The following is a 13,155-nucleotide window of genomic DNA, read 5'->3' as shown; positions in this document are numbered from 1 at the left end:
AAGGCAGAACAGAAAGCTCATATGGAAGCAATGGCAAAGAAAAAGCCACACCCCAATGAGGCCTTCTTTAAAAAGAGCTTTATTAAAAAAGAGTAGAAGTGTATCCGCCAAGAGTCAGAAACAACTCCTTAGGAGCTGAGTATAAGGGTTGTATTTCGGAGTGTTTACTACCCACTCCGAAATAGATTTACTAAAGAGAATTAACTAAATCACAACTATCAATATTTTTGAACTACTTAAGGCAACTAGGAACCGCTGAAGTACCTGGCCAAACTGTAGAAAGGTAGCTGCTAGAATCTTTAGTCACATTAAATATCATAGTGCCGCCACCAAGGTTATTATTTTCGTTACAGGAGGCCAAAGCACTTGCAGTAGATGCACCATTCATAACAGTGGAAGCTCCAACACCCAGCTTAGATTTATCAACACCCAGATTGATATACTTCTGGATTCTTGAAGTACAACTTGAGCCCAACCAATAGCTCATCTCCCAGCCATAAGTTAGTTGATCGCCCAGTTTCTTGCCATTCCATTCAGCCTGAAAAGCATCGGTATCACTCCAGAGTGCTTTGGAAATGATTTTATTCGGCATTTTCTCTCGCAATGCACTAGTCACTTTTACCAGGGAGTCAGAATAGGTTTGGCTGCACTGTGAGTACTCATCATCAATATCAATACCATCCAGACCATATTGATCCACTGCATCTTTCAACTGCTGAGCAAAGTCATCAGCGGATTGCTCATCGGCAAAACAAGACCAACCTGCATTTTGGTGATTTCCGAGAACGCTGAGTACTACTTTCGTACCCTTGTCTTGCAAATCTTGTACTGTACTCAAATTGTTATTGAGCAAGTCTGACACTTGGTCATTAAAATGCAGTACAGCTTTCTGACCATCGTAATTAATATTTGCCGCAAAGATCACAGCTATATCGAACAACTGACTGCCATCGCTCTCTGTAAAACAGCCCGCATTGCCCAGGTTATTACTGTTAACCTCTACGTAGGCAACTTTCGGAGCAGATCCACTTTCCTGAGGAGTATCAGATTTACACAGTGTTGAGCCCAGCTCACGGATTTCATTCTTGCGTGAACCACACCCATAGCCACTGCCATCCATGGAGGCATTATCGGCAAGGTTTGCAATTTCCCAGTCCCCCAGAGCCGAACACAGTTCATCTTTATAAATTTGTGCCTCAAGATAGGTAACCGGGTCTGCATCGGATGAACAACTGCTTCCACTAACAACATGTGGTGCTGAAGGTTCAGACTTACATAGTGTCTTGGACATTTGACGACTTTCATTATCCGTCAATTGGCAATTGTCACCCAGGTGCTCTATTGAAGCCCCTCCAGACAGGCCGACCAAATCACCACTATTGAGAAGACCACAAAATTCATCAGGATAATTAAGCGCTTCAGAATAGCTTACTGTTGTAGCATCAGAAGGACATACGCCTGAACTGACCACTTCAATATCTGCGTAGGCACCAGCCTGAAATAAAAAGGTAGCACAAGCAGCTTGCATTGCTCTAAGTGTTGGTTGTTTCATATCTATGCTCATTTTTTATTATGTAGTTATGTGAATTTTACAATCTAACATCTAAAGTCAAAAAATGGTGTAGTGCATTTGCTCTACACCCAATACTACGATCAACGAGGTGTTAGAATTTATAGTTTGCACCAATATAAAATCGGCGCCCAGAGTAGTTGTTGTATGTCATCCGATTTTCCTGTTTCCAATATCCCTCCGCCACTTCTTCAGTTAAATTGATAATAGAGGCAGAGATATTAAAGTTATCAGTGAAGGTATAGGTTGCATTCAGATCCAACTGTCCGTAGTCCTTATCGTATACCGCATACCCACGATGTAAACTTGTAACCCTGTCATCCACCCAATTATAGGAGGCACGAACACCGAAATTTTCATTCTCATAAAATGCAGATAAATTATATTGGTGTCTCGCGGTACCAGGTATCTCAGCTTCGATTGACTCATTAGCAAGAATGATCGTGGAAGTGCCGGTATCGGTAAATGTATAGTTGGCCATAAGACCGAAGCCACTTTCGAAAGCATGCTGGGCAAACAACTCCACCCCTCTAGAAGTTGCGTTTCCTCCCCCTATCTGCCCCTTCATTTCCACTTCAATAGGGCCATTACAACAATCGTGCTCACGCTCAACAATTTCAGTTACTTGGATTGGCAGATTGTCAATATCTTTGTCAAATAAAGTTACACCCAATGCAGAACCATCGGCGTAATACCACTCTAGGCCCAGATCGAACTGCTTGGAGATCATGGCCTCCAGATCCGTATTCGCAAAGAAGCCACTTCCTCGCCCCGTCCACTCATCCGGAGAAATAATATGAACTGGTGGACCATAAGTTTCAGCCTGCCCCAAATAAGCGTAACTCACCCTTGACATAGCTTTAGAGGCTGTAAATCTTATTACCAGATCATCAGTTAGATCCCAAGCAACATTCAAACTTGGCAAAAATTCTTTTGTGGTATTACTGCGGGAGTTAGCAATAACTTCATCCGATTCCATTCCAGTAATATCATCATACGTTTCAGTAGATAATTTTGTGCTGACATAGCGAACCCCCAAGTTTCCGCGGAAGTCTCGCCATATAAAATCAGCTTGGGCATAGGTTGAGAATATTTCTTCATCAATTGTATAAGTGCCAGATAGTACTGGCATAACAGTGAGGTTGAAGTTTCCACGCACATAGTCCATCAAGGCATCGGTATCAAATGCCAGATAATCAATGGCACCTGTATTACCAGCACTATTATCAACTACCTTATCGCTAATTAAAGTTGAAGTATCTGGGTGGTAATCAGGATTGTGGAACCATTGATCGCCAGGTAACCAACCTCGGTAACCGCCATTATCATCAGTCTCGTCATCCCAGCGATAGATATCTCTATAGGATCTAGCCTCATGATCCCTATACTTTGTGCCCACATAAAACTTATTAACAATTCCCCAGTTAGTATCAAATGCCAAATCTAGCTGATAGTAACTCTCTTCATCGCTATTTTCCGTAGCATCTGAGCCAAACCAGTCATAGTAGGGATAAGCTTCTGTATCTTTAGTGAGATCTGTGGAAACTTCATAGCTCGGCTTACCATCTGCAATTGACCAAAGCCAGCTATCCACGGAACCATAACGAGCATCCATATTAGCGTATGTGAGTTCAGAAGTTCCCCCCTCTGCTTCTGTATGCCCAACATTTATAGCCGCGGTATAAAAATCCCCTTCATAGATAACTTCAAAATCATAAGTGTTAGATTCCGATTCACCCTTGCGGGTATAGCCTGTCAGCTGGGGAGACATCAAACCACGGTATACGTCTACACCACCATTTACATCTCCATCGCCCCAGTTATTTTCATTAAGGTCACCATTGTCGTTAAAACCATAGGTGACGACTGTATCTCCATCCACTTCAATGCCATAGTATGCATCGTCATGATCATTCCATTCCGCAAATGTCAGGCTTTGAGTATTAGTGTCATAGCCAAGCTTGGAACCGAAATAAGCAAAACCAAACTCCAGGCGTTCAGTGGGTCGCCACTGTGCGGCAAGCTGGTATCCATCACGGGTTCGGTCTTCCTTAGAGTTGTGAATACTGACCTGCGTGGGCGCCCACACATTGTTGAAAACTTCTTCTGTGGTCTGATCAACAAGAGCTGACAAATCTGCATTTTCATCAGTATCCGAGTGCAAACGCCAGCCACTTGCATAATTGGTAACTCCGGTTACGCCACGGTCCTGGCTGGTGTACCCCACTAAAATACCAAAAGTTTCGCTCTCATTTTTCCAGGAGTAGAAAGCATTATATTGTGGGTCCCACTCTTCGGTAGTATCTGAATAAGTCGCCTCTGTGGTGATTACACCTTGTCCAGCATCAAGATCAAGAGGTTTGTGGCTATGTAGGATAACGGTACCACCGACACCACCTTCATCAATTCTTGCCTCGGGGCTTTTATAAACCTCTGCCTTACTGATCATACTGGAGGGAAGCAATAAGTAGTTAAAATTTCTGGAGGGAGCTCCACTACCGGAAGTAGCAATGTAATTCCCATTTAACTGGGTGAGAGTCCACTCTGAGCTGGTTCCCCGAATACTAACCGTGCTACCTTCACCACCACTGCGATCGATAGTGACACCTGGCACACGCTGAAGAGAATCAGCTACATTTTTATCGGGGAACTTACCAATATCTTCTGCAGTAATAGCATCTACTACAGCAAGGGAATCCCGTTTGATTTCAAGGTTTTTGGTAGCACTCTCAAGAATTCCAATGACTTGAACCTCTTCAATTCTCTCATCAGAGTCCGAAGTATCTTCCGCGATCGCCATGCTACTTACGACCAGCGAGATAGCAGTAACCATAGACTTCTGCCTGAAACCTCTGCTCCAGGTATTAACCCTTTTTCGGCTATTATTCTTCATTATTTTCATAGCATCCCAACTTTCTATTTTTTCTCTCACCGGTTCAAAAAATGCCAGCCCCTTTCAAAGGGCTGGCGTAAAACTGTCAGGGGACCCTAAACCCCAAAAAGACAGTTCATTTGTTGAGCACTAAAACCCTAAAAAAAAACCTTGATGGAGAGGTAATCAATACTGGGATACTAATGAAACAAAATCGGCGTTTTAGATTTTTAAGAAAAAACAAGCAGTCGCAGAAAGCCAAAAATGAATCGACTAACTACCTGTTTTAAGGAGGAAAATCCCAAGTCAAACTCGGGTCTAGAATTTCAGGAAATGAATTAAATGGGCGGCTGTCAACTCATCGGGGGAAGTTAGCGTACTGCTCTCTCTAAAGTTGCTGAGGACACTCAGCTTGTTCGGTGTTTATATATTGGACTGAACTTCACTACGATAATTTGCTGGAAGCTGTCCAAACATGCCTTTGAAGTGTCTACTGAAGTAACTATGAGATGTAAAGCCAACCCGATAAGCAATTTCAGATATTGGGCTTTGTGTTTCCACCAACATACGACGAGAGTTCTCTAATCTGACTTCACGAACGAATTGCATGGGTGTTTTATCCAGATATTTTTTGAATCGCCGCTCTAGTGCACTAACCGATAAACTCGCGATCTCTGCCAAATCTTCAACGGCAATTGGCTGACTATAGTTATTTTTTATGTATTCAACTGGCCTTTTAAGTTTATCCATTCTAGAGAGAGTCTTAACCGTTTCTTTAAGGTCTCGAGCTACACCATAGGTTCCTATGATTTCTCCATTGGCACTCTTTAATGGGCGCTTTGATGTCGTAAACCAAACTAACTCGCCTGTTTTACCAATATTCAATTCCAGACGATCTGTAATCGTCTCTCCTGACATCACCCTTTTGTCATCACGTATATAGTTTTTAGCGAGATAAGAAGGGGAAAAATCCATATCTGAACGGCCAACTACCTGATGTAATGACCTGCAGCCGACATGCTCAATAAATTCCCGGTTACAATGCACCACATAGCCGGATTCATCTTTTACCCAGAAAATAATATCTGATATAAGGTCAAACACTGCAATGATCTGCTGCGTAGAGACCTGTTCCAAGACTGATTTATACTTCATTATTCTTATTTACATTTTGTATAAAACTGGAATATAGCTGAGCTTACTGACTAACCTCTTAAAAATTAACAAACTCAATAAGTTTTTCTAATCAAGACACTAAAAGTATCAAAATGCCCCCTCTCTACACTCACCCCGCACTTCTCCCCCATGTGGGGAGATAATTCGCTCAATTTCAAAATAACCACGCTCGCAGAAACCGGTTTCTATCAACTTCTGCTCCAGAGCCCGATCAAAATAGGCTTCTACCCGACGACTTGAAAGGCCACCGCTCTCCACTGGCCCTCTCGGCATACGGGACTGAGCACTGGAACCTGCCACAACTGGCGCAGGGATATCACGCTGCTTTCCCTTTAACGTAAAAGTAAAACGCTTGGCGCCATTGGGAGCAACTTCTGTCTCAAAGGATTCCTTCATTCCTGGTATCGGGCTGTTACTGGTACAGCCTGTCAATATCAGGGCAATTGCCAAGCCCCCAAATAGCCGTATTGGGGAAAATGGGGAGTTAAATTTATTTTTATTCAGCACAGCAAGCCCTCTTGGCTCATCAATAGCTTCCATAAAAGGCTATTAGCCTCAGGAGACTTTATCAATTATTTGAATACCACGGTTTTATTGCCATGGATAAATACCCGCTCCTGCAACAGTAACTGCAGTGCGCGGGACAAAACCAACTTTTCCACATCGCGGCCCGCATCCGCCATGGACTCCGCCGAATAGGCATGATCCACATGTATTACATCCTGTTCAATAATCGGGCCCTCATCCAGATCATCAGTCACAAAGTGAGCGGTGGCACCGATAATTTTAACTCCGCGCTCATAGGCCTGCTGATAGGGCTTGGCCCCGATAAAGGCCGGCAGGAAGGAGTGGTGAATATTAATAATTCGGCCAGCATAATGAGCGACAAACTCCGGGGTGAGTACACGCATATACTTGGCCAGAACCAGGTAATCCGGATTGTACTCATCTACCAGGGCAGCCACTTTTTCCTCGTGCTCGCTGCGTTTCAGGTCTTGTGCCGGTACACAGTGGAAGGGAATATCAAACTTCTCTACCAACCCACCCAGGTCTGGATGGTTGCCAATCACAGCGGCTATCTCAACATCCAGCGCGCCCGAATAGCACTTCATCAAGATGTCACCCAAGCAGTGAGGCTCGCGTGTCACCATCAACACCAGGCGCTTGCGTTTGGTGGACACCAGGCGCCGCTCGGCTCTCTGCGGCAGGGCCATATCCAAATCTTCCAGGAAAGTGGTGTCGTTGAAGATACCTTCCAGGGCGGTGCGCATAAAAAAGCGGCCCTCCGCGCGGTCTACAAATTCATCATTCTTGATGATATTGAGCTGGTGCTTGTAGCAAATATTGGTAATCTTCGCGATCAGGCCCTTATCATCGGGGCAGTCGGTTAGCAGTATCTTCTTTTCCATGGTCGAATTTCAGGCCAAATATCCAGAGTTCAGACTATACACTATGCCGTCTAATCGATTCAGCGATCCATTCCGGGGAGAACATGGATAAAAACCTTTACGCAGATCATATGGCCACCCTGTGCCGCCGCTACGATGAAATATTGGAGTCCTGCGGCTTCGATACCCTGAATGTATTCAGCGGTGCACCCAGGATGCAGTTTCTGGATGACAATCCCTACCCTTTTAAGGTCAATCCCCAGTTCAAGGCCCTGGTACCAATCACCGACAACCCCAACAGTTGGGTGATCTACAGGCGTGGGCAGAAGCCCAAACTCTTGTTCTACCGCCCGGTGGACTTCTGGCACTATGTCCCACCCGCGCCACAGACCTTCTGGAGTGAGCTCTACGATATCGAGCTGTTGAGTAAGCCAGCAGATGCCCGGGAATTCCTAAACGCGGATAACGCCGCCTTCATTGGTGACGCTGATAGGTTCCAGGACTGGACACTCGGCGAGATCAACCCCGAAACCCTAATCAACCGTCTACATTGGGCGCGCGCCAACAAGACCCCTTATGAAGTCGCCTGCCTGCGCGAGGCCAACCGCATTGCGGTGGCAGGGCACCGAGCCGCTGAACTGGCTTTCCGCGGTGGCGCCAGCGAGTTCGAGATCAACCAAGCCTACTTGAGTGCTACCGGCCAGGGCGAGAACACCATGCCGTACGGCAATATCGTGGCCCTCAATGAACACGCAGCGATACTGCACTACACCCACCTCTCCACCCAGCGCCTGCCCGGCACAGAATTAAAGACCTTTCTGATAGACGCAGGGGCCGATTGCAACGGCTATTGTGCGGATATCACCCGCACCTATAGCTATGCCGACAGCGAGTTTGCTCAGCTGGTGGCGGCAATGGATGAAAAGCAGCTGCAGCTGGTGGACGGCCTCAAACCCGGCCTGCCCTACCCGGATCTACACCGCCAGTGCCACTTGAAAGTTGGCGAGTTGCTGGCCCAGTTCGATATCATCAAATCTTCTGCCGAGAGTGCGGTGGAGTCCGGATTAACCCGGCCATTTATGCCTCATGGTCTGGGCCACTTCCTCGGTCTGCAGGTACACGATGTGGGTGGTCACCAGAGTGGCCCCGATGGCGGTACCACACCCCCACCTGCGGAGTACCCTTTCCTGCGCACCAGCCGCACTATTGAAGAAAACCAAGTATTTACTATTGAGCCGGGGCTCTACTTTATCGATAGTCTGCTGGCAGAATTGAAAGCCTCCCCCCTTGCCAGTGAAGTTAATTGGAATAAGGTTGAAGAGTTCCACCCCTACGGCGGCGTGCGTATTGAGGACAATATTGTGGTGGGTGCCGAAGCGAACGAGAACCTCACCCGCGCCTGCGAGGTAGAGTATTAATGCCATAGGTAAATAGATACTCTAACTCGCTCTCGCCAAGAGTAAGGCAATCTGGCAGGTTTTGCTGTCTTCCAGGTTGCCGGATCTCCTCAAGCTCTCCCTCACCCTTAATAGGTAAAATAAAAAACCACTGAGGTTTATCCCAACGCCCTGTCGCCCTGATTCATCCTTCTGCCGAAATTACTCCTAAAGCCATCACTCTCTGTACTGCTATCTCTTGCCTGAATAGAAAAAAACAGCCAACCTCCCCTGCGCAAAAACAACAAGAAAGGTTCGCCCTATGAAAAAGTCCAGGCTAGCAACACTGGTCGCCGCAGCGGTATTTGCCACTGCCAATTGCGCCTATGCAAAATCAATCGAATATATCTTTTACGATAAAGAGGGTATCGCCGGCAGCGAGGTGATCGAACAAAAGGGCTCGAAAATTTCCGGGGAATTAAAGCTCGGTTGGAATAACCGCCGACTCAATCTAAAGGAGAGCTTCACGATCGGCGCTGCCAAAATGCCCGAGCAGGTCCACATTGAAGGTATCAGCCCCTTTGGCGCGCCAGTTAATGAAGAATTTACACTGAAAGATGGTGTGGCCACTTGGCAAGGCACCGATGAACACGGCAGCGCAAAAACTTCCGAAGCGCAGTTTTATATTCCCAAAAACTCGACTCTGGCCGTACAAACCCAGCTGGTAAAAGCGCTACTTGCCGATAAGGATCATAGCATAGGTTTACTCCCCCAAGGACAAGCCCAGCTACACAAGCTAGATCAGCTCACTCTTGAGCAGGGCGATGAGAAAAAAACCGTGTATCTCTACGGTGTGAGTGGCCTGGGTTTTACTCCGGACCTGGCCTGGTACGATGAATCCGGTGATCTGTTTGCCGCCGATGAAGGAGGCTGGTTCGCCATACTGCGCAAAGGCTGGGATAAATCTCACCTGCAACAACTCAAAGAACACCAGGTTGCCGCTTCCGACCAGTATTTACTGGATATCGCCGAAAAGCACACCCATACCTCCGCCCAGCCGATCCTGATTAGCAACGTCAATCTGGTGGATGTAGAAGCGGGCAAGCTCCGCAAGCGTCGCCACTTACTGGTGGAAAACGGCAAAATCACCAAGATTAGCCGCCGCCCAATCAAAGTCCAAAACGCCACCCGTATCGATGCCAAAGGCCACACCCTGATTCCCGGGCTGTGGGATATGCACGCACACCTGTCACCCACTGATGGTGCCCTGAATATGGCCGCCGGTATTATTAATGTGCGCGATATCGGTAATACCCACGAAAATATTATGCGCATCTCCGGCCTGTATGAGTCCGAACAGATTATCGGCGGTGACCTGTTCCGTGCGGGCTTTATGGACAGGGAAAGTGAAAATGCCATGCGCATGGGTAAAACGGCAGATAGCCTGGAAGAAGCCAAGGAAATTGTCGAGTGGTATGCGGAACATGGCTACCAACAGATAAAAACTTACAGCTCCATGGAACCTGAATGGATCGCCCCCTTAGCCAAACATATCCACGAAAACGGCATGCGCTTATCCGGGCATATCCCCGCCTTTATGACCGCAGAGGAAGCAGTGGATGCCGGCTTTGATGAAATCCAGCATATCAATATGCTGTTCCTCAATTTTATGGGCAAGATCGACACCCGCAAAAAACTGCGTTTTACCGAGATTGGTGAACATGCCCACGAGCTGGACTTGGAAAGTGCAGAGGTTGGCGATTTCCTGGATAAACTCGCTGAAAAAGGCACAGTGGTAGATGCCACGACTACCGTATTTAGCTCTATGTTGCTGCGCCAGCCTGGCAAAGTAGATCCGGAGTTTGAAGATATCGCCGGCCATTTACCGGTGAATATTCAGCGCGCATTTGTCGGTGCCGAGCTGGATGTAAAACCGGAACATAGGGATGACTACGACCTCTCCGCCGATGCCCTGCTGAAAATGATGCGTAAACTGCATGAGCACAAGGTGACCATGGTAGCGGGTTCCGATGGTATTCCCGGGTTTACCCTGCTGCGCGAGTTGGAGCTCTATGCCAAATCCGGTATATCCGCTATGGATGTACTACGTACTGCCACACTGGTACCCGCCCAGGTAATGGGAGCCGATCAATATACTGGCAGTATCACCGTGGGTAAAAATGCAGACCTGGTTTTACTGGAAGGTAATCCGCTGGAAGATATCAGCGCACTGCGTCGCACCGCATTGGTTATTGAAGGGCAAAATCTCTATCGTCCCGATGAACTGTATCAAGCCCTGGGCATCAAATCGTTCCACCCCTCGGTGCCATTTGAATTAAATGGTACGACTACCATTGCAGCCAAGTCTGAATAAAAAGACAAAGCGGCAAGCAAAAAAAAGAAAAGTAAAAACCGGCAGTCAGAAAGACTGCCGGTTTTTTTATTAGCCAAATATTAGGCCAACTCGCTGCGCACAGTACGCGCCGCTTCCACCATATTCAGTAGGGAGGAGCCCACCTCGGCCCAGCTGCGGGTTTTTAAGCCACAATCTGGGTTCACCCAAAGCCGCTGTATCGGCACTACTTCGGCAATTTTCTTCAGACGCTCAACCAGCTCTTCCCGCTCAGGCACATTAGGGGAGTGGATATCGTAAATTCCCGGCCCTATTTCATTGGGGTAACCGCCATTCCTATCGGCAAAAGCACTGAGCAGACGCAGATCTGAACGGGCTGATTCGATAGTAATGACATCCGCATCCAAAGAGACAATCGCCTCCATGATTGCATTGAAATTGCTATAACACATGTGGGTGTGAATCTGGGTTTCCGCTTTTACCTCGCTACAGGTAAAACGAAAACATCCCACCGCCCAGGCAAAATAATCAGCATGCTCGGATTCACGCAGGGGGACCCCTTCGCGCAGAGCCGGCTCATCAATCTGAATGATTCCTATACCCGCATTCTCAAGATCCAATACTTCCTGGCGTAATGCCTCGGCAATCTGCAAGCAACTTTCACTTCGGTGGATATCCTCACGAGGGAAAGACCAGTTGAGAATCGTCACTGGACCTGTGAGCATGCCTTTTACCGGCCTTTGGGTCAGGCTCTGGGCATAGCTGCTCCACTCCACCGTCATAGCCTGTGGACGAGAAATGTCACCGAAAATAATTGGCGGTTTTACACAGCGGGACCCATAGCTCTGTACCCAACCATTGCCAGTATGTACAAACCCCTGCAGTTGCTCGCCAAAATACTCCACCATATCGTTGCGTTCGGCTTCACCGTGTACCAACACGTCCAAGCCAAGAATTTCCTGGCGACGGATCGCCTCGGCAATCTCCGCACGCAAATGCTGGGTGTAATCCAACTCACTGATCTCACCGCTGCGATGCTGGCGACGTACCTTGCGCAATAGGTCCGTTTGTGGGAAAGAGCCGATCGTGGTGGTCGGCAACAGTGGTAACTGCCAGCATTTTTCCTGCAGTACCGCGCGCTCCTGATAGCGCTGTGCACGCCAGCTGTCCTGTAAGCGCTCAGTGACGGAGTTGCCGGCGATAGGGTTCTCTTCTGGAGTTGCCGTTGATGGAACTGGCTCGGCCAATAGTTTTTGCAACTGGGCCAACTCCGCTAACTTCTGGCGACTGAAGGCAAGCTTTTGTTTTTGCTCAGCCGGCAACAATGTTTCTGTATCCAAGTCCACCGGGCTGTGCAGTAGTGAACAGCTGGCCGAAAGCCATAGGCGCTCGCCCAAACGATCCGCCAGAGGCTTCAGCTGTGATTGCCACTTCTGCAAATCCGCTCGCCAAACATTGCGGCCATTCAGTACCCCCGCGGAAAGTACCTGATCTTCCCCAAGCAACTGCGCGGCTTCCGCAAGCTCCTCTGGCGCCCTTACGCAGTCAATGTGTACTCCCCCAACCGGCAGGGAAAAAGCCAACTGCAGGTTTTCCCGCAACGGGGAAAAATAGGTCGACAGCAATAATTGCAAATCTGCCATCTGGTTGAGCTGGGCATACACAGTGTGAAACGCACTGCGCCATTGCTCTGGCAAATCCAAACCGAGAATCGGCTCATCAATTTGCACCCATTCCACCCCCAGGCTTTCAAACTGGGAAAACAGCTCGGCATAGCAGAGCAATAGATTGGCGAGCAAATCCAGAACATCATCAACACCCCGCCCCAACCAGAGGTAAGTGAGCGGCCCGAGAACCACCGGCTTGGCCTTATAACCCAGGGATTGTGCTTCACGTATTTCTTCCAGCAACCAATTACTATCCAGGGTAAAAGTTTGCTTCTCGTGAAGCTCTGGCACTAAATAGTGATAATTGGTATCGAACCACTTGGTCATGGCACTCGCCGCAACCGGTTGACCGGAGGGCGCGCGGCCGCGGGCTAGACGAAAGTACTGGTCCAATTTATTGCTCGCAGCGCCTTCGGCAAAGCGCTCAGCAACCACACCAAACATCAGCGAATGATTGAGTACCTGGTCATACCAGGCAAAATCGCCAACCGTCACTAAATTGAGCCCCTCACTTGCCTGGGCCTGCCAGTTCTCCCGACGAATACTCTCACCAACTTCCAGTAGCCGCTGCTGAGATATTTCACCACGCCAATAGGCTTCCTGAGCTTTCTTTAGTTCGCGATCAGCGCCGATGCGCGGATAACCGAGGACATGCGTTTGCACCATTTTCTACTTTCCCAAGTCCGTTCCTGTGAGAGGGCCAAGCCCTTTTTTCCTGCCCACACATGTCGGCGCTATTTGTCTACCGATTGC

General features: G+C 48.0%; 8 protein-coding genes. 2 read left to right on the top strand and 6 right to left on the bottom strand.

The annotated features are described in order from the left end of the window. Positions 1-232: 232 nt before the first annotated feature. From MJO52_RS04565 to purU, 5 genes are all read right to left on the bottom strand, one after another. On the bottom strand, positions 233-1,552 hold the full coding sequence (locus MJO52_RS04565; RefSeq protein WP_252084767.1) for a glycosyl hydrolase family 18 protein: 1,320 nt from the start codon (positions 1,550-1,552) through the stop codon (positions 233-235). Positions 1,553-1,664: 112 nt separating this feature from the next. Further along, positions 1,665-4,502, bottom strand: a complete 2,838-nt coding sequence (locus MJO52_RS04560; RefSeq protein WP_252084766.1) for a TonB-dependent receptor — start codon at positions 4,500-4,502, stop codon at positions 1,665-1,667. Between the two features lie 363 nt (positions 4,503-4,865). Further along, positions 4,866-5,597: an AraC family transcriptional regulator gene (locus tag MJO52_RS04555; protein WP_252084765.1), complete on the bottom strand. Its 732-nt coding sequence runs from the start codon at positions 5,595-5,597 to the stop codon at positions 4,866-4,868. Between the two features lie 108 nt (positions 5,598-5,705). After that, on the bottom strand, positions 5,706-6,158 hold the full coding sequence (locus tag MJO52_RS04550; RefSeq protein WP_252084764.1) for a hypothetical protein: 453 nt from the start codon (positions 6,156-6,158) through the stop codon (positions 5,706-5,708). Between the two features lie 32 nt (positions 6,159-6,190). Then, positions 6,191-7,027 (bottom strand): formyltetrahydrofolate deformylase, encoded by an 837-nt coding sequence (gene purU, locus MJO52_RS04545; protein ID WP_252084763.1) that lies wholly within the window; start codon positions 7,025-7,027, stop codon positions 6,191-6,193. An 83-nt stretch (positions 7,028-7,110) separates the two neighbouring features. Here purU and pepQ point away from each other — a divergent pair, with 83 nt between their 5' ends. Then, positions 7,111-8,424 carry a Xaa-Pro dipeptidase gene (gene pepQ / locus MJO52_RS04540; protein WP_252084762.1) on the top strand — a complete coding sequence of 438 codons (1,314 nt, stop codon included), beginning with the start codon at positions 7,111-7,113 and terminating at the stop codon, positions 8,422-8,424. 280 nt (positions 8,425-8,704) lie between these two features. Then, positions 8,705-10,756: an amidohydrolase family protein gene (locus tag MJO52_RS04535; protein WP_252084761.1), complete on the top strand. Its 2,052-nt coding sequence runs from the start codon at positions 8,705-8,707 to the stop codon at positions 10,754-10,756. An 80-nt stretch (positions 10,757-10,836) separates the two neighbouring features. Here MJO52_RS04535 and metE read toward each other — a convergent pair whose 3' ends face one another. Next, positions 10,837-13,068, bottom strand: a complete 2,232-nt coding sequence (metE, locus tag MJO52_RS04530) for a 5-methyltetrahydropteroyltriglutamate--homocysteine S-methyltransferase (protein ID WP_252084760.1) — start codon at positions 13,066-13,068, stop codon at positions 10,837-10,839. Positions 13,069-13,155: the final 87 nt, after the last annotated feature.

Source organism: Microbulbifer variabilis, assembly GCF_023716485.1.
GTDB classification, from domain to species: Bacteria; Pseudomonadota; Gammaproteobacteria; order Pseudomonadales; family Cellvibrionaceae; genus Microbulbifer; species Microbulbifer variabilis_B.
Note: the sequence above shows the minus strand (reverse complement) of the source record. Positions and strands in the feature narration are given on the sequence as shown.

Coding starts and splice junctions, on each gene's coding strand:
- pepQ (WP_252084762.1), top strand. CDS start 7,111: ATGGATAAAAACCTTTACGCAGATCATATGGCCACCCTGTGCCGCCGC.
- MJO52_RS04535 (WP_252084761.1), top strand. CDS start 8,705: ATGAAAAAGTCCAGGCTAGCAACACTGGTCGCCGCAGCGGTATTTGCC.
- metE (WP_252084760.1), bottom strand. CDS start 13,068: ATGGTGCAAACGCATGTCCTCGGTTATCCGCGCATCGGCGCTGATCGC.
- MJO52_RS04555 (WP_252084765.1), bottom strand. CDS start 5,597: ATGAAGTATAAATCAGTCTTGGAACAGGTCTCTACGCAGCAGATCATT.
- MJO52_RS04550 (WP_252084764.1), bottom strand. CDS start 6,158: ATGGAAGCTATTGATGAGCCAAGAGGGCTTGCTGTGCTGAATAAAAAT.
- purU (WP_252084763.1), bottom strand. CDS start 7,027: ATGGAAAAGAAGATACTGCTAACCGACTGCCCCGATGATAAGGGCCTG.
- MJO52_RS04565 (WP_252084767.1), bottom strand. CDS start 1,552: ATGAAACAACCAACACTTAGAGCAATGCAAGCTGCTTGTGCTACCTTT.